At 63.3% G+C, this 17,075-nt stretch carries 19 protein-coding genes; 6 read left to right on the forward strand and 13 right to left on the reverse strand.

All coding sequences use genetic code 11. The features are described from left to right. Positions 1 to 240 (forward strand): hypothetical protein (locus ACQRAG_RS10800; RefSeq protein WP_427805322.1); only part of this gene is annotated, 240 nt, incomplete at its 5' end. Between the two features lie 416 nt (positions 241 to 656). On the opposite strand, the gene ACQRAG_RS10805 is transcribed toward ACQRAG_RS10800, so the two are convergent. The 5 genes from ACQRAG_RS10805 to ACQRAG_RS10825 are packed head-to-tail and all read right to left on the reverse strand — an operon-like array spanning position 657 to position 3,890. Next, positions 657 to 1,019 carry a hypothetical protein gene (locus ACQRAG_RS10805; RefSeq protein ID WP_204626222.1) on the reverse strand — a complete coding sequence of 121 codons (363 nt, stop codon included), beginning with the start codon at positions 1,017 to 1,019 and terminating at the stop codon, positions 657 to 659. 15 nt (positions 1,020 to 1,034) lie between these two features. Then, positions 1,035 to 1,415 carry a NifB/NifX family molybdenum-iron cluster-binding protein gene (locus ACQRAG_RS10810; RefSeq protein ID WP_205906129.1) on the reverse strand — a complete coding sequence of 127 codons (381 nt, stop codon included), beginning with the start codon at positions 1,413 to 1,415 and terminating at the stop codon, positions 1,035 to 1,037. 35 nt (positions 1,416 to 1,450) lie between these two features. After that, on the reverse strand, positions 1,451 to 2,320 hold the full coding sequence (locus ACQRAG_RS10815) for an ATP-binding protein (protein ID WP_297138598.1): 870 nt from the start codon (positions 2,318 to 2,320) through the stop codon (positions 1,451 to 1,453). Continuing rightward, positions 2,313 to 3,200: a 4Fe-4S dicluster domain-containing protein gene (locus ACQRAG_RS10820; protein WP_204626220.1), complete on the reverse strand. Its 888-nt coding sequence runs from the start codon at positions 3,198 to 3,200 to the stop codon at positions 2,313 to 2,315. The genes ACQRAG_RS10815 and ACQRAG_RS10820 overlap by 8 nt, the downstream gene beginning before the upstream one ends. Before the next feature lie 9 nt (positions 3,201 to 3,209). After that, complete coding sequence (locus ACQRAG_RS10825; RefSeq protein WP_297138592.1) at positions 3,210 to 3,890, reverse strand: DUF134 domain-containing protein; 681 nt, start codon at positions 3,888 to 3,890, stop codon at positions 3,210 to 3,212. 216 nt (positions 3,891 to 4,106) lie between these two features. Here ACQRAG_RS10825 and ACQRAG_RS10830 point away from each other — a divergent pair, with 216 nt between their 5' ends. The 5 genes from ACQRAG_RS10830 to ACQRAG_RS10850 all read left to right on the forward strand — a co-directional run bounded on the left by ACQRAG_RS10830 (position 4,107) and on the right by ACQRAG_RS10850 (position 7,402). Continuing rightward, positions 4,107 to 5,441, forward strand: a complete 1,335-nt coding sequence (locus tag ACQRAG_RS10830) for an MATE family efflux transporter (protein ID WP_427804104.1) — start codon at positions 4,107 to 4,109, stop codon at positions 5,439 to 5,441. A gap of 60 nt (positions 5,442 to 5,501) precedes the next feature. Beyond that, a complete protein-coding gene (locus ACQRAG_RS10835) occupies positions 5,502 to 6,041 on the forward strand; it encodes a lysozyme inhibitor LprI family protein (protein WP_304037953.1) in 540 nt (179 codons plus the stop codon). A 186-nt stretch (positions 6,042 to 6,227) separates the two neighbouring features. Beyond that, positions 6,228 to 6,596: a cupin domain-containing protein gene (locus tag ACQRAG_RS10840; protein WP_427804105.1), complete on the forward strand. Its 369-nt coding sequence runs from the start codon at positions 6,228 to 6,230 to the stop codon at positions 6,594 to 6,596. 188 nt (positions 6,597 to 6,784) lie between these two features. Next, positions 6,785 to 7,207: a tRNA (N6-threonylcarbamoyladenosine(37)-N6)-methyltransferase TrmO gene (tsaA, locus tag ACQRAG_RS10845; protein WP_302261375.1), complete on the forward strand. Its 423-nt coding sequence runs from the start codon at positions 6,785 to 6,787 to the stop codon at positions 7,205 to 7,207. A 33-nt stretch (positions 7,208 to 7,240) separates the two neighbouring features. Continuing rightward, positions 7,241 to 7,402 carry a hypothetical protein gene (locus ACQRAG_RS10850; protein ID WP_297231383.1) on the forward strand — a complete coding sequence of 54 codons (162 nt, stop codon included), beginning with the start codon at positions 7,241 to 7,243 and terminating at the stop codon, positions 7,400 to 7,402. A gap of 244 nt (positions 7,403 to 7,646) precedes the next feature. On the opposite strand, the gene ftsZ is transcribed toward ACQRAG_RS10850, so the two are convergent. From ftsZ to murD, 8 genes are read right to left on the reverse strand one after another with little or no spacing between them, the layout of a single operon-like run. Beyond that, positions 7,647 to 8,981, reverse strand: coding sequence for a cell division protein FtsZ (gene ftsZ, locus ACQRAG_RS10855; protein WP_168935440.1), 1,335 nt, complete (start codon positions 8,979 to 8,981; stop codon positions 7,647 to 7,649). 46 nt (positions 8,982 to 9,027) lie between these two features. Continuing rightward, complete coding sequence (ftsA, locus tag ACQRAG_RS10860) at positions 9,028 to 10,260, reverse strand: cell division protein FtsA (protein ID WP_168935441.1); 1,233 nt, start codon at positions 10,258 to 10,260, stop codon at positions 9,028 to 9,030. 19 nt (positions 10,261 to 10,279) lie between these two features. Beyond that, complete coding sequence (locus tag ACQRAG_RS10865) at positions 10,280 to 11,188, reverse strand: cell division protein FtsQ/DivIB (RefSeq protein WP_427804106.1); 909 nt, start codon at positions 11,186 to 11,188, stop codon at positions 10,280 to 10,282. After that, on the reverse strand, positions 11,185 to 12,063 hold the full coding sequence (murB, locus tag ACQRAG_RS10870) for a UDP-N-acetylmuramate dehydrogenase (RefSeq protein WP_297159198.1): 879 nt from the start codon (positions 12,061 to 12,063) through the stop codon (positions 11,185 to 11,187). Before murB ends, ACQRAG_RS10865 begins: the two co-directional genes overlap by 4 nt. After that, entirely contained in the window at positions 12,056 to 13,429 is a 1,374-nt protein-coding gene (murC, locus tag ACQRAG_RS10875) for a UDP-N-acetylmuramate--L-alanine ligase (protein WP_289616332.1), read from the reverse strand. Before murC ends, murB begins: the two co-directional genes overlap by 8 nt. A gap of 38 nt (positions 13,430 to 13,467) precedes the next feature. Beyond that, positions 13,468 to 14,538 (reverse strand): undecaprenyldiphospho-muramoylpentapeptide beta-N-acetylglucosaminyltransferase, encoded by a 1,071-nt coding sequence (murG, locus tag ACQRAG_RS10880; RefSeq protein WP_168935445.1) that lies wholly within the window; start codon positions 14,536 to 14,538, stop codon positions 13,468 to 13,470. Beyond that, positions 14,520 to 15,728: a putative lipid II flippase FtsW gene (gene ftsW, locus ACQRAG_RS10885; protein ID WP_204626213.1), complete on the reverse strand. Its 1,209-nt coding sequence runs from the start codon at positions 15,726 to 15,728 to the stop codon at positions 14,520 to 14,522. Before ftsW ends, murG begins: the two co-directional genes overlap by 19 nt. After that, on the reverse strand, positions 15,725 to 17,035 hold the full coding sequence (gene murD / locus ACQRAG_RS10890; protein WP_304023683.1) for a UDP-N-acetylmuramoyl-L-alanine--D-glutamate ligase: 1,311 nt from the start codon (positions 17,033 to 17,035) through the stop codon (positions 15,725 to 15,727). Before murD ends, ftsW begins: the two co-directional genes overlap by 4 nt. Between the last annotated feature and the right edge of the window lie 40 nt (positions 17,036 to 17,075).

The following is a 17,075-nucleotide window of genomic DNA, read 5'->3' on the forward strand; positions in this document are numbered from 1 at the left end:
TATTTTCGCGAAAGTTTTTTTCGCGGCCCCGTCGGGGCAACTCGTTGGCGCGAGGGAGACTTATGTCTCATTTTCAAACCCGCGTCAAGAACTTTTTTTGCCATCCGGGAAAATTTCTTTTCCCGTCGCCCTTTTGGACGTGGCCGACTCGTTGGCGCGAACGACTTTATGCGCCTTTTCGACCCCACCGTCAAGCATTTTTCCGCAAAAAATTTTACGGATTTGCTCCCTGCTGACTGATTATTCAATCAACACACTGAAAAGACACAGAAAAATGTTTGGATTTTTCTTTGCCATTTTCCATTTTCTTCTCCCCTTTCTGCCCGGCAAGAGCCCCGCATTCCCTGCTAGAGAAAGCATCCTTTTCTCTCCAGGAAGCGAGGCGCCTCTTTCGCCCTGCTTCGGATTTTCTCTGTCACGGCACCAAAGGACACACGGAAAGGAGAAAAATACGCCGGACACAGCGCCCCGGATGCGACATTGAAAGCACGGCCTGCCGTCCCTTTCCTCAGGAAAGAAGAAAGGCAAAAGCAGATAGTCCTCCTCTACTTGCGCTATCCACAGCAAGAACCGGCGGTCCCCGCAAAAAATGCAAAGGGGATCCTTCCCGGGCGGCAGCCCGACAAAGGATCCCCTGCTATCAGCTCAACAGGTCTCTATCCTGCGAGGCCTTCCAGAGCCGTCATCATCTTTTCCACGTCCCGGACCGTAAAGTCCACGGGCAGGGACATCAGCATGCCGAGCCCTTCCATCTTGTCGTGGAATTCCGCCGCCGTCATGGGGCTGACAGCAGCCGTATGGATCATGGCATTGACCATGAGGATGTCGATGACAGCCTTGCGCAGCTCCTCAGGCTCCAGCCCCAGGTCGAGCACGGCCAGAGCGGGGGCCTGCTGGCGCACCAGCTCCATGCCCTGTTCCAGGGAACCCGCCTGCCGGACAGCCGCACCGCGCCCTTCCATGACCGGAAGGACCGGGGCCCACTGTTCGGGGCGCGAGGTAACGATCAGGATATCCATAGCGGACCCCACGGCCTAGTGATGGCCGCCGCCACCGCAGGTGAAGTCCATGGTGAAGGGAGGCAGCTTGCCCTCCAGGAAGGCCTGCACGGCAGCGCCCACGGTGGGGTACTGACCGGCGAAGAAGACGTTGACGCCCACCTGCTGGAAGCCCATCAGCGGACGCATGCCCATGCCGCCGGCCAGCAGGGCTTTCACGCCGTGGCTGGCCAGGTGCTGCACGGGAGCCATGCAGCCGCCCTGCTGGTGAGGCACGTTTTCCAGCGTGCCCACGGCCTTGATGGCGTTGTCTTCGATTTCCACGATGGTGTAGATGTCACAATGGCCGAAGTGCATGCCCATCTGGGCATCGAGACCGCCAGGCATGCAGGAAGGCACGGCAAGAAGAAAGCTCATGATAAACGCTCCATTTCTGGTCGAAGGTGCGCGGCCTAGCGGCCGGTGCGCATATCCTGAAGGGCCGACCACATGTCCTTCAGGCTGTTGCCAAGAGGATTGTCGAATTCTGTCAGGGCGCGACGCTGCACCATGGCCCGGGTCACCACCGGATCGAAGGGCAGGCGCCCCAGCAGGGTATGGCCGTGTTCGGCGCATTCCGCGGCGATGGCATCGGCCTCGTTCACATTGAGATCAGCCTTGTTGATGATGATGGCCAGCGGGATGCGGAAATGCCGGCACAGATCGGCCACGCGGCTGAAATCGTGGCGGCCTGACGGCGTGGGCTCCACGACGCCCACGGCCAGGCTGGCCCCCGACAGGGAACTGATGACGGGACAGCCCACGCCCGGCGAACCGTCGCACAAGATGGTCTCCAGCCCCAGCGCTCTGGCACGCTCCCTGGCCTGGGCCTTGAGCAGGCTCACCAGACGTCCGGAGTTCTCCTGCCCGGGGAAGAGCTGGGCATGGACCATCAGCCCGAAGCGGCTGTCGCTCACGTACCAGTCACCACAGTGATTGTCGGGAAAATCGATGGCCTGCTGCGGACAGAGCTTCACGCAGACGCCGCAGCCTTCGCAATGGTCATCAATAAGGAAGCCCCCGTCATGCGGACGTACCGCTTCGAAACGACACAAATCGGCACACTGGCCGCAACGGATGCAGTCCTCCTGACGGATCCGGGCGCTGTGTCCCGAGATGAACGGCGTGCGTTCCTTGACCTCCGGCTGCAGCAGGATGTGCAGGTCGGGCGCATCCACATCCAGGTCACAGATGACCTTGCTTTCGGCCAGATGGGCAAAGGAGGCACAGACCGTGGTTTTTCCCGTCCCGCCCTTGCCGCTGATGACGACGATCTCACGCATGACACACCTCCCCGCCCAGACGGCGCAGGGCATCGCGCAAGTGTTCGAAACGCTGTTTCCATTCCGGGGACAGCGCGGCCAGCAGACGGCCATTGGCATATTGCTCGGCGGCGGCCCGTTCAAAAGGCAGCTCCGCCAGCAGGGGCAGGCCGTGTTCGCGACAGTAGTCACGCACAGCGGCGTCACCATCGGCATTGCCCTCGGCCCCGGCCCGGTTGATGACCACGGCCATGGCCTTGTTCAGGGGCAGGAAGGCCTGATGCGCCAATCTGAAATCATGGAAGCCGAAGGGCGTGGGGTCGGCCACCAGCAGGATCAGATCCACATCACGGGTGACCGTGACCGCCGGACAGCTGACCCCGGGAGGCGCATCGAGGATGGCATCGGCCGGGATCTCAGCCAGCATGGCGTCCAGACGGGCCCGCAGCTGGCGCAGCAGGGGCGGCGTCATGGATTCGCCGATACGGGTACGCCCCATGAGGAAGCGGACCGTACCGTCCAGCACCGTGCCGTGTTCCAGTTCGCCCAGCTCCCGGCCCACGGGCTTGAGGGCCTTGTCCGCACAGACGGCGAAACAGCCGCCGCAGCCGTGGCACATGTCGGGAAAGATGCTGATATTGCCGGCAAAGGAGGCGATGGCCTTGAAGCTGCAGATCTCGCGGCATTTGCCGCACTTGCTGCACGCGGCCAGATCGAGGGAAGGAACTTCCAGCCAGGCCTTGCTGCTCCCCTCCACCTGCGGCGGCAGGAAGAGGTGGAGGTTGGGCGCTTCCACGTCCGTGTCCACGGCCACCAGGGGGCTGTCCCAGACGCTGGCCAGGGAGGCCGCCACGCTGGTCTTGCCTGCCCCGCCCTTGCCGCTGGCAATGGCGATACGCATACGGGTCCTCTACTTGTTGGGCGCGTCAGCAAAGGGGAATTCGCCCTTCTGGAAGCGTTCCACCGCTTCCCGGACGGTACCGCTCACATCCTGGCAGACCTTGATGCCCGCAGCTTTCAGGGCGTCGAAAGCCTTGGGGCCCACATAGCCGCTCAGCACCACCTGCACGCCTGCGTTGGCCACACGTTCGGCGGTCTCGATGCCGGCACCCATGCTCATGGTCTGGGAAGCGCCGTTGTCGATATAGCTCACGCTCATGTCCGGCAGATCCACCACCACGAAACCGCCCGCGCGACCGAAACGGGGATCGACGAGATCGTCAAGGGTGGGGCCTTCACTGGAAATGGCAATCTTCTGCATGGTATTCTCCTTTGCGTCCGCAGTCCGGTGATCCGGTTCGGCCAGGGCATAATGACCGCCCTCGATGCGCAGGGCCCGGCCCGTGACCAGGGCCAGCGCCACCGTGCGCCGGGCCGCAGCCAGAGTACGGCCGAACGTATGCCGGGACACACGCATGCGGCAGGCGGCCTCGGAACCGGTCAGGCCTTCCAGATCCGCCAGACGCAGGGCTTCGAGTTCTTCCACGCCCAGGCAGACTTCCTCCAGGGCCGTCATGGGGATGCCCCGCGGCTTGAAGTAGGTGACACTGGGAGTGGTGGCCACATAGCGGCACTGTCTGGGACGCGGCATGATTTCTCCAATATCTGGCAAAACGGGCACGCAGCCGGAAAGGATGGCAGGCTTGCGGACGTTTTGCACAATTGAGCATAATCCTTGCGGCGGCCATGTCAAGCCCCTTTCCCGGATCCCGCCGCTTTTTCCCGCTTCCGCGCAGCGCGTTGACGCTTTTCTTGGCCGCATGGTACAAGTCCCGGACCTGCCCTGTGCAGCCATCCCGAGGTTCCCATGTCCCAAAATCGTGCCACCATGCTGGACCGCCCCGTGGCCCAGACCTTTTTCCGCTACGGCCTGCCCTGGTCCGCGGCCTTCCTCCTGCTTTCGTCCGCCGGTCTGGTGGATACCATTTTCATCGGTCGCTATGTCGGAGCCCAGGCTCTGGCAGCCGTCAATATCGTCAGCCCTGTCTTCAGCATTTTTTTCGGCATGGGCGTCATGCTTTCCGTGGGCGGCACGGTCCGCAGTGCCCACCACGTGGGGCGTGGCGATCTGCGGGCCGCTTCGGCGGTCTTTGGCCGCACCATGCTGCTCATCCTGCTGGCCGGTCTGGTACTGGCCCTGCTCTCCCTGCTGTTCCGGCCGCTGCTGCTGGCCTTGCTGGGGGCGGACGGTGATGTGATGCGGCCCGCGTACCAGTATCTGACCACCATCCTGCTTTTCAGCCCTGTGCTGCCCGCCTCCTATGCGCTTTCGCAGTTCGCCCGGGTGGACCAGCATCCCACCCTGGCCTCTCTGGGGCTCATCCTGAGCGCTGCCGTCAATATCTTCCTGGATTACCTGTTCATCGCCCGCTTCGGCTGGGGCGTGCAGGGGGCGGCCCTGGCCACGGGCCTGGGCTTCAGCTGCACCCTGCTCCTGTTCCTGATCCACTTCCTTTCCCGCCGTGCCCTGCTGCGCCTGACCCTGAAGGGCTGCGGCTGGCGGGAGATACTGCGGGCCAGCCTCAACGGCAGTGCGGAGAGCATCAACGAGATCTCCGTGGGCAGCATCATCCTGTTCATCAATCATTTGATGATGGCCCGTTTCGGCTCCTCCGGCGTGGCCGCCTTCACCGTGGTCAGCTACGGTTCGTGGTTCGGCCTGACCCTGGCTTACGGCCTCAGCGATACCCTGTCGCCCCTGGTCAGTGCCAACCATGCTGCCGGGTTGCGCCAGCGGACGCACAGATTCCTGCACGTCGCCCTGCTGAGCCTGCTGGCACTGGGCGTGGTCATGTTCCTTGTCTTCAGCCTCTACCCGCAGGAACTTGCCCGCCTTTTCCTGCCCGACAACGCCGCTGTGGGCAGCCTGGCCTGTGACTTCATCGCCGACTTCCGCTGGAGCTTTTTCTTCAGCGGCCTGAACATGGGCATCGCCTGTTACCTGACCGGGCTCAACCGCTCCCTACAGGCTGTGGGCATGGCGCTGAGCCGCAGTCTGGTCTTTCCCGCCCTGTTCCTGAGCCTGTTCGCCCTCTGGCTGGAAGACGAGCATATCTTCTGGGCCATCCCCCTGGCCGAGGCCCTGACCCTGCTGCTGGGCATCGGCCTGCTGGTCCATGGTCGACGACGTACCGGCTGGTAGACCTGCTGACAGGAACCACCGCATACCGTATGCTGGCAGTACATGACACAAGGAGATCCTATGTCCACGAAACGTTTTTTGCCCGCTCTGCTGGCCGCCCTGCTGCTGGCCGCTCCCGCCATGGCAGCCGAACACGCTCCGGGGTTCGAAGCCTGCATCAAAAAAAATCCCAAAAGCTCGGATCAGAAACAGTGCCTGGATATGGAGCGTGATTACTGGCAGAAAAAGCTGGATACCCGTTATCAGGCCATGCAGGGCATCTGCAAAAAATTCTCCGGCCCCGAAGCGGAAAAACGCAGCACAGCCTGCCTGGAAGCCCTGGAAGAGAGCCAGCACAGCTGGCTGGCGTACAAGGCCAGTATGCGTCCTGTGGCCGAGAACTATCCCAACAGCCAAAGCGCCATGGAGAACCTGGCCTGGTTCGAGATCGACCAGCTGCGCAAGCGCATCCACGATCTGGAGACCCTCGACCCCTCGCTGGCTGACAAGCCGGCCCGCCGTTCCAATACCATGGATGACATCGAGAAGGGCCTGTCGGATTTCGGCAACAGCATGGAATCTCTGTTCAATTCCGGCATGAAGAAAATGGGCCTGGAGTAGGTCCCTTTGGGGCTTTTGCCAAAAGCAGGAACGGAGCAGCATCCCTGCCGTTCCTGCCCCTTCGAAGGCCTCCTGCCCGCTCCCGGGCCGCAAAAAACGGCCTTTCCGTCATGTCCCCTTCGGGGTATCCTTTTGCCGGGCGGGCCAAACGGCCTGCCGCCTGTCATCGTATCTTGCGGAGGCATCATGGATTCTTTGCTCACGCTGCCGGATAACATCCATCTTCCCGGCACGCCGGAACATTTCACGGCTCTGCTCACCTCAGACAGCGGGCTGCTGGTGGAGCGCATCGTCTCCTGGGGCCATGTGACGCCGGAAGGCCAGTGGTACGATCAGGAAAAAGACGAATGGGTCCTGCTGCTGGAAGGCGCCGCCCGGCTGGGCTTTGACGATGGCCGTGCAGTATCCCTGGAACGCGGCCAGTGTCTGCTGTTGCCTAAGCATGTGCGCCATCGTGTGCTGGAGACCAGCAAGCCCTGTGTCTGGCTGGCCATCCACGCGCCGCAGCTGCGCCCGCAGGAGGCAGACGACACGCCCGCATGGCCGAAGGGATAGCATGGCTCCAGCCCCCTTTTCGCCAGCACGCGGCTAGCGCTAGTGAAAATACGGATTTGGGGGCGGTATCGCCCAGCCAGTTCGCATTCACAAGTTCCATGCAAAGGCATCCGGGGCAGTACGACTGTCCATCGACCGCCAGCCGTGCCTTGTGACATTCCCCGGGAAAACGCTCACAGGAGGAGTCCATGTCGCTGCCTCTGTTCACCTGCCGCCCCATCGGCATCATCCACACACCCCATACCGATCCGGCCCAAACGCCCCGTCAACCCATCCACGCCGCAGACTACACCGGCCGGGTGGAGATCTTTCCCGAATTCATGGCCGGGCTTGAAGGCCTGGAGCGCTTTGCCCGCATCTGGCTGATCTTCGCCTTCCACAGGGCGGAGGCTCCGCGCCTGCAGGTCATCCCGCACGGGCAGACGCAGGAGCGCGGCGTCTTCACTACCCGTGCTCCCTGCCGTCCAAGCGGCATCGGCATGAGCCTGGTACCGCTGCTGCGCCGGGACGGGAATATCCTCCACGTCTCGCATGTGGATATGCTGGACGGCACGCCCCTGCTGGACATCAAGCCCAGCTCCCCCGATCTGGACAGCGGCTCGCTGCTGTGACCGATCTTTTTCAGCGATCACGGCCGAAACGACATGAGCCTTGCCATCATCCTCGCCCTGCTGGCCATTTTCTTTGGTGGTCGCGCCTATCTTGCGGGCTGGATTCGCTCACCGGGCAAGAATCTCCTGATCCTGTCCGCGACCCTGGCAGGCCTTGCCCTGTGGATGCTCTGGCGCTGGTGGCAATACCGCTGAGGCCGCACCGGCTTCGCCCTGCTCCGTCATTTTTGTCGATCATCTGCCTGGTATCGTGCCGCCGGTAATGCATAGACTGGCACGCAAAACGAAAAACGCCCGCAAGACGAACTTGCGGGCGTTTTTGTGCACCGGAACGGTACAAAGGGGAGGCCCCCCATGGGCCTCCCGGCGGGCATTTCAGGGCCGAAGAGGTGAGCCCTGAAATCTCATGCGTTCATGCCTCAGCGGCCTGCCGCACGGCCTAGTCGGCCTGAGTGCGGATGAACGTAGGAATCTCGAAGTCTTCTTCACTGTAGGTGAAGTCCTCATGACCGGGGTTGTGCTGGCGCCGGGGCATGGGCTGCTGGCCCAGCGTGGCGCCGGTGCGCAGATAGGTCGGTTTCTCGAACTGGTCCTGGGCGGAATAGGGACCGTATCCCCCCTGCGGATAGGAGTTCTGGGGGATCCAGTCTCCACGCTGGCGCACGGGACGCGGACGAGGCTGCTCATAGGCAGGAGCCTGCGGCGCTTCCATGGGGCGGGCAGCCTGGGCAGCCTGCGAGCCGGGGAATTTGGTCACGCTGGAGCTTTTCACGGGCTCGGCCACGGGCTGCACCACCGTGGCGCTGGGATCGATACCCGTAGCGATGACGGTCAGGCGCAGTTCGTCGCCGATGTTCTCATCATAGACCACACCAAAGATGATGTTGGTATCTTCGGGCGTGGCATCGGCGATGATGTCGCCGATCTCGGCGATCTCGTCGGTGGAGATGTCCATGGACGCCGTGATGTTGTACAGCACGGCCTTGGCGCTTTCCAGCGACACGTCTTCCAGCAGCGGGCTGTTGATGGCGCGCTGGGCGGCCTCGCGGGCGCGGTTCTCACCGGCGGCCACGCCGGTGCCCATCAGGGCCATGCCGGATTCGGACATGGTGGTGCGCACGTCGGCGAAGTCGAGGTTGATCATACCATCGGCCAGGATGACGTCGGAAATACCCTTGACGGCATAGAAGAGCACGTCGTTGGCTTTCTGCAGCATGGCAGAGAAGGGAGTCTTCTTGGGAGCGAAGGCCAGCAGACGGTCGTTGGGGATGGTGATCAGGCAGTCCACATGCTGCTTGAACTCTTCCAGACCTTCTTCGGCAAAGCGACGGCGGCGGGCTCCTTCAAAAGAGAAAGGTTTGGTGACGACACCCACGGTCAGAGCGCCCATTTCCTTGGCGGTCTGGGCCACGACGGGCGCGGCCCCCGTCCCCGTACCACCGCCCATGCCGGCGGTCACGAAGACCATGTCGGCATCGCCGATGGCTTCCCGGATGGCATTGACGCTTTCCAGGGCGGCCTCACGGCCCACGGCGGGGTTGGCACCGGCCCCCAGGCCCTTGGTGAGCTTTTCGCCCAGCTGGATCTTGACCGGGGCGTTGTTGCGGCTCAGGGCCTGCATATCGGTATTGGCGCAGATGAACTGCACCCCCTGCAGACCGGAAGTGATCATGTTCTGCACGGCGTTGCCGCCGCCACCGCCTACACCGATGACCTTAAGCTTGGCATTATTGCCCAGCGTGATGTCGATATCATCAACAATGGATTGTGACATAGTTCCCTCTCCTCAAATACTCTAAAAGCTTGCCCGCTTTGTTTTTTTAGGAAATGTCGGAAAACCACTTCTTCATGCGCGCCAGCAGGCCTTCGAAAACGCCGCTGTCGCTGTGCGTGGGAGTAAACTTTTTCTGGCCGGAAACTTCCTTTTCCGCACCGTAACGCAGCAGACCCACAGCCGTGGAGAACTTGGGGCTGTTCACCACGTCCTTGAGGCCGCCCACATTGCGGGGGTAGCCGATACGCGTGGGCAGGTTGAAGATCTGCGTGCCCAGCTCCTGACAGCCCTCGATAAGGGCCGTGCCGCCGGTCAGCACCACACCTGCGCCCAGGAAGTTCTTGTAACCGGAGTTTTCCAGCGTCCGGTTCACCAGACACAGGATCTCTTCCATGCGCGGCTCGCAGATCTCCGCCAGGATCTGGCGGGAGATGCGGCTGGGATCACGGCCGCCCACGGTGGGGACTTCGATGAATTCGTCATGCCGCACCATGTCGGTCAGGGCACAGCCATACTTGAGTTTGATACGCTCGGCCGCCGCAATGGGGGTGCGCAGGCCAAAGGCGATATCGTTGGTCAGGTTCTGGCCGCCCAGCGCCAGCACATGGGTGTGCTTGATGGAATCGTTGGCGAAAATGGCGATGTCCGTGGTGCCGCCGCCGATGTCCACCAGCGCGACGCCCAGCTCGCGCTCTTCTTCCGTCAGCACGGCTTTGGCCGATGCCAGGGATTCCAGCGCGATGTCCGAGACTTCCAGTTCGCTGCGGTGGCAGGAGCGCACGATGTTCTGGGCCGAGGTCACGGCCCCGGTCACGATGTGCACCTTGACCTCCAGACGCACGCCCGCCATGCCCAGCGGATCGGCGATGCCGCGCTGGTTGTCCACGATATATTCCTGCGGCAGGATGTGGATGACTTCACGGTCCGCAGGGATGGCCACGGCACGGGCCGCATCGAGCGCGCGTTCCACATCGCGCTGGCCCACTTCGCCGCCCTTGACGGCGATGACGCCATGGCTGTTGATCCCGGCGATATGCCCGCCGGCGATCCCCACATAGACCGAATTGATCTCACAGCCGGCCATGAGCTCGGCGTCCTCGATGGCGCCCCGGATGGACTGCACGGTCTGCTCAATATTCACCACCACGCCCTTGCGCATGCCGTGAGAGGGACGGGTGCCGATCCCAACGACATCCACCAGGCCGTTTTCCGCCATTTCCCCTACGACCGCACACACTTTGGTAGTGCCGATATCCAGGCCTACAATGAGATCCGCCATAGTTACTCCTCACCAAACATCATCCGCGCATGGGCTGACTGAGCGTCACCCAGACACTGCCGTTGACCGAACGCACCTCACGCACGTTCTTCAGCTCGTGCCTGCGTGCCAGATCCCCCAGCGTCAGGCCGATCCGGGCAAGATTCCCGGCCCAGTCATCCGTTGCGATGGAAAGCCGCATCTCGCGGTCTTCCAGATATATCTCGATACCCCGTGCGGGGCTCACCGTGATCGACGCAATGGCCCCCGCCTCCACCGGCAGGCTGCCCGCATGCAGATCCTTCATGAATCGCGGCAGGTAGGCCACGTCATCCTCGGCCCCCGCTTCCACGGACAGGGTCGGCAGCGAGAGGAAGTTGCGGCTCTCCACAGGCGCGATGGCCTCGCCGGATTCATTGGCGTAATACAGCACCCCGTCCTTGTGGACCCAGAAGGTGGGCATACGCTCCTTGATCTTGATGACGAAGCGGTCCGGCAACAGACGTTTGACCGAGACCTCTTCCACCCAGGGCGTGGCACGCAGCTTGCGCTCCACTTCCGCGATGCTGACCGCCAGGGAGTTCTCCCCTTCCTTCAGGCCGCCATACTGCAGGACCATCTCCCGCGACAATCTGACATTCCCGGCCACGTCGATATGCCGCGTGGCGAAGAAGTCACTGGTCGTGGCCTTGCCGTACAGCCAGATGGACCCGGCACACAGGCCCGTCACAGCCGCTACCAGCCCTGCCAGCAGGAACAGGACGCAAAAAAAACGCTGCACACGCCCGCCCTGCAGCTTGCTCCAAAGGGAGAACTGACGTTTTTCCCTCGCCAGCTTGGCCCGGTTGCGGGTATTGGGGCGGGAAGCGGTGCTGCGACTGGGAGCAGGTGTCGAACTACCGCTGTAGGAGCGCGTATTGCGCCGGTTTTTTTTCAGCGAAAAGGTCACGGCACGATCCTGACTTCCGTTTCCAGCGTGATGCCGAACTGCTCCAGCACTCCCTGCCGCGCACTTTCTATAAGTTCGAACGCGGCACTCGCGCTGCCATTCCCTTCATTTATCAAAAAATTGGCATGCATGGTCGAAAAAGCCATCCCGCCAAGCCGCCTGCCGCGAAAGCCGGCCCTATCCAGAAGGATGCCGGCTGGTTTGTCCGGGGCCGGATTTTTGAATACGCAGCCCGCACTCCACGCTGTCACAGGTTGTTTAGACTTTTTCTCGCAAATATTGCGATGCATGAGTTTAGAAATGCCATCCCTGTCAGTCTTGGTCAAGTCAAATGTGGCTTCGAGCACAAGAAAACCGTTTTTTTTGCCGTCCACCAGCAGGGTTCTGTAACCATACTGCAGTTCCGCTGCCGGGAAGACCCGCGGGCGACCATCGACAACGGCCTTGATTTCCAAGAGATTCCTGCAGGTCTCGCAACCGTAGGAGCCTGCGTTCATGGCCACGGCCCCCCCGACGCTCCCGGGGATGCCGACAAGGCCCTCAAGACCGCCTAAACCCCGCCGGGCACAGAAACCAAGCAGGCGCGGCAGGGGCACGCCCGCCCCTGCCCGCACATGGGCCCGCGCTTCAGATTCCCAGACGATCTCGGGGCCTTCCTTGATTGCAGAACGAAGCAGTACGACTGGTAATTCACCATCGCGGGCAAGCAAATTCGTGCCCGCGCCAATGATGAACGGGCTCCCGCCCAGCTGCTGCAAACGTTCTGCCAGCAGCGGATAATCCTCGGCACGCTCAAGCACCAGTTCCGCGATGGCCCGGCCCCCGAGATGCAGTGATGTCCGCTCTGCCAGCGAAGGAGACAGGATCTCACGCATCCTTGCCGCCCTCCAGCCAGGCGGGCCCCACACGGGTGATGGTGCCGGCCCCCAGAGTCAGCAGCACGTCACCGGGCTGCAGGATATCGTCCAGGCCCTTGACCATGGCGTCGATGGTCTGGAAATAGGTGACCGGGGTCTCGGAGACCTGGCGCATGCCCTGGGCCAGGCTCTCGCCGGAAACACCGGGGATGGGCTTTTCGGAAGCGGCGTAGATCTCGGTCAGCACCAGCTGGTCCACCACGTCGAATACCTTGCAGAACTCGCCGAAATGGGCCTGGGTACGGCTGAAGCGGTGCGGCTGGAAGGCCACCACCAGACGGCGGTCAGGGAAGACCTGGCGGGCCGTGGCCAGCGTGGCCGCGATCTCGGCCGGATGATGGCCGTAGTCGTCGATGACGGTCACCCCATTGCGTTCGCCCTTGAATTCAAAGCGGCGCCCCACGCCCCGGAAGGTGGCCAGACCTTCCACACAGCGTTCGAAGGGGATGTCGGCAGCCGTGGCGGCGCCGATGGCGGCCAGGGCATTGAGGATATTGTGGCGGCCGGGATGGGGCAGGCTCACTTCGCCCAGCTTCTGGTCATCGCGCCAGACCTCGAAACGGCTGGTCATGCCCGATTCCAGCAACACGGCGCGCAGCTGGTTGTCGGCGGCAAAGCCGTAGGTCAGCACCGGGCGCTTGACGCGCGGCAGCAGGGCCCGCACGCCGGGATCATCGCCGCAGACCACGTTGAGGCCGTAGAACGGAACCTTGTTCATGAACTGGACAAAGGCGTCGTCGATGGCCTGCCGGGTCCCGTAGTGGTCCAGATGGTCTTCGTCCACGTTGGTGACCACGTTGATGATGGGGAACAGACAGAGGAAGGAGCCGTCGGATTCGTCGGCTTCGGCGATGAGGTAGTGGCCGCTGCCCAGATGGGCATTGGTGCCGTAGACATTGAGGCGCCCCCCGATGATGACCGTGGGGTCCAGACCGGCCGTATCGAAGATGGAGGCCGTCAGGGACGTGGTGGTGGTCTTGCCGTGGGTACCGGCAATGGCCACGCCCTGGCGCAGGCGCATCAGTTCGGCCAGCATCTCGGCACGGGGGATGATGGCGATGTTGCGGCGGCGCGCTTCCACCACTTCGGGGTTGTCCTCGGCAATGGCCGTGGACTTGACCAGCACCTGCACGTTGCCCACGTTCTCGGCCGCATGGCCCACGGCGATGCGGGCCCCAAGACTACGCAGATGTTTGACCACGGCCGAATCGCTCATGTCCGAGCCCGAGATGTCATAGCCCAGGTTGAGCAGGACTTCCGCGATGCCGCTCATGCCGGCGCCGCCGATGCCCACCATGTGAATCTGCCGAATCTTGCTGTCCATATGTCTCTCTCTATCCGGAAGAAGATGTTATCGTGAACTTACCGTGCGCACACGGTCTCCAGTTCCGCGGCCACCAGCTCCGCCGCGCGGACGCGGGCACAGCCGGAAGCCGCAGCGGCCATGGTGCGCAGCCTGCCGGTATCCTGCAGCAGGTCCGTGACCTGCGCCATGAGGCCGTCGCTCTCCATGCGGGCCTCGGGCAGCATCAGGGCCGCGCCTTCGGCCACCAGGGCCTGGGCGTTGCGCGTCTGATGGTCATGAACCGCATAGGGGAACGGCACCAGCACCGAGGGCAGGCCCGCGGCGCAAAGCTCGGCCACGGTGGTGGCCCCGGCGCGGCAAAGCACCAGATCCGCCCAGGCATAGGCCGAAGCCATGTCGTCGATGAAGGCACTCACACAGGCCGGGTCATAGCCCGCCGCCGCATAGGCCTCGCGGGTCACGGCCTCGTCACGCACGCCGGTCTGGTGGCGCACTTCGATGCCCGCGGCCCGCAGGGCGTCGAGATGGCGGCACACATGCACGTTCAGGGCATGGGCCCCCAGGGACCCCCCCATGACCAGCAGGCGCTTGCCGGAAAAATCATGCTGCCGTCCGGCCAGCGCCACCACGGCGGCGCGCACGGGGTTGCCCGTCAGTACCGTCCGGGAGGCGTCGAAGCCCTCGGTCCCCGGCAGGGACAGGCAGATGCGCCGGGCAAGGCGTCCCAAAATCCGGTTGCTCATGCCGGCGATGGCGTTCTGCTCATGCAGCACCGTGGGCACACCGGCCAGACGGGCCGCCAGCATGGGCGCGAAGGCGGCATAACCGCCAAAACCGGCCACCACCTGGGGCCGGAAGCGCCGGATGATGCCCCGGGCCCGACAGACGGCACAGGCCATGCGCCCGGCAGCGGCAAAGGCCCGCAGGCCACGCCCCAAGAAGCCGCGCACCGGCAGGCCGATGAAGTCGATGCCCGCCGCCCGGGCCAGACGCTGTTCCGGGCCGTATTGCGAGCCCACGAACAGCAGTTCCACACCGGGATGGCGCTGACGCAGGGCTTCCGCCACGGCCAGCGCCGGGAAGATGTGCCCGCCGGTACCGCCGGTGGTTAAGAGGACTCTTTCCATATGCTCCCCTCCTTGCCCGTGGCCGTGCGAGAAAAATTCATGAGCAGGCCCACGCAGAGCATGGTGGCCATAAGATTACTGCCGCCGTAGCTCATCAGGGGCATGGGCACGCCCTTGGGCGGCGCCACCCCCATGACCACGGCCAGATTCATGACGGCCCCCATGGCCAGGATGACCGTCAGGCCAAAGGCCGTCAGCCGGTCGCGCAGTTCGGTCTGGCGCATGATGATGCGGTAACAGCGCCAGAACAGCAGGCCGAACAGCAGCATGACCACGGTGATGCCCACAAAGCCCAGCTCCTCGGCCAGCACGGCCATGATGAAGTCGTTGTGGGCTTCGGGCAGATAGAACATCTTCTGTCGGCTGGCGCCCACGCCCACGCCGAAAAAGCCGCCCGAGCCGATGGCCAGCAGGGACTGCACCAGGTGATAGCCCGTGTCGGTGGGATCGGCGAACGGATCCAGAAAGGCCAGCAGGCGGCGCAGGCGGTAAGGCTCGAGGATGGCCAGGGCCATGGCGCCGGCGCAGGCCAGGATCATGGCGAAGAACAAATAGATGAAACGCGTGCCCCCGGCCAGACACATGAAGAACAAGATGCTGGCCACCACCACGGCGCTGCCGAAGTCGGGCTGCAACAGCAGCAGGCCGCAGAACAGGCCCGTCACGGCAAAGGGCGGGATGACGCCCCGGCTGAAGGTCTTGACCAGTGCCTGCTTGGAACTCATGAAATAGGCCAGGTACAGGGCCAGGGAGATCTTGACGAACTCCATGGGCTGCAGGTTCACGGGCCCCAGAGGGATCCAGCGCTTGGCGCCGTTGATGGACGGCGTCAGGGGCGACAGGGTCAGCAGGAGCAGGAACAGGGAGAGGAAGATGGCCGGATACTGCAATTTGTAGAGCCAGCTGCGGGGCATGAGGGCCGCGCCCCAGAGCACGAGGCCCCCGCCGCAGGCAAAGATCAGCTGGCGCTTGAAAAAGTAGTATTTGTCACCGTTGACCTGCTCGGCCACGATGCCGCTGGCCGACAGCACCATGATGAGGCCGATGGCCAGGATGATGAGCATCAGGGTGAACAGCCACCAGTCGAAACCCTCAAAACTCACCTTGCCCAGAGCACGCGAGATGCCTCCGCCCTGGGGAGCGGCTTCTTCCTTTTTCTTTTCCTTCCTGCTCAGGAACATGTTCTTCATGCCAGGCTTCCCACAATGCGCTTGAAGTCGTTGCCGCGTTCCACATAATTGCGGTACTGGTCAAAACTGGAAGTTGCCGGAGCCAGCAGGACCACATCGCCCTCCTTCACCTGGCCCTGCAGGGCCAGGACAGCGTCTTCCATGCGCTCGTGCCAGCACAGGGGCACCACGCCCTGCCAGGCAGCCTCGAAGATCTCGCGGCTGGCCCCGTACAGATTCACGCTCTTGGCCTTGCGGCGCAGCAGATCCTTCATGCCGTCCAGATCCCCACCCTTGAACTTGCCGCCGCACAGCAGGTGCACGGGATGGTCCATGGCTTCCAGCGCCACTTCCAGAGCGGCCACCGTGGTGCATTTGGAGTCGTTCACATAAAGCACGCCGTGCACGCGGGCCACGGATTCCAGCCGGTTGGGCAGGGGCTTGAAGGCAGCCACCGCGCGGGCGGCATTCTCCAGCGTCACGCCGAAGGGACGGCAGGCCTGCCAGGCGGCCTCGGCATTGAACTGGTTGTGCTGTCCGAACAGGGGGCAGTCCGGGAAACGGCCTTCGGGCCGGATCCACACCTTGCGGGCCCTGAGGTCGAAGCGGGCGGCGGTCTCTTCCAGCCCGGGCTCCAAAACCGCCAGGTCCTCTTCCGTCTGGCAGCGGAACAGACGGAACTTGGCCTCGATGTATTCTTCCATGTCCTTGTGGTAATCCAGATGGTTGGGCGAGATGTTCAGCACCACGGCCACCCGGGGATGGAAGGTGGAGCAGCACTGGAGCTGGAAACTCGAGGTCTCCAGCACCAGCACGTCGGCCTTTTCGCCGGAAAGCAGATATTCCGAAAGGGGCGTGCCGATATTGCCGCCCAGAAAAACACGCAGGCCCTGCTCCCGCAGCATGGCCGCCGCCAGACTGACCGTGGTGGTCTTGCCGCTGGTGCCGGTCACCGCCAGCACGGGCTCGCCGTCAAGGGCGCGCCAGGCCAGCTCCATCTCGGCCAGGATCTCGGTACCTTCCGCATCGGCATGGGGGCCCATCATCTCGCGCAGGCGCACCACGGGCAGGCCGGGGCTGGGCACCACCATCTTCGCACCGGCAAAGAGCTCCGGCCCCTGTTCCCCCAGCACCAGTTCGATGCCTTCCGCGCGCAGGGCCGCGGCCTGCGCTTCGTCCAGAGCCTGGGGATTGCTCTCCAGCAGGCGCACCCGGGCGCCCTGCCGCAACAGAAGACGGGCCGCTGCCTTACCGGAACGCCCGGCGCCCACCACTACAGCCAGTTCACCGGCCTTGATGCACCGGCCACGATCTTCATTCTGAGCCATGTCACATTCCTCGCGGATAAGATATTGCCGCGCACTGCAC

This window comes from Desulfovibrio sp. SGI.230 (assembly GCF_050313065.1).
Classification (GTDB): domain Bacteria; phylum Desulfobacterota; class Desulfovibrionia; order Desulfovibrionales; family Desulfovibrionaceae; genus Desulfovibrio.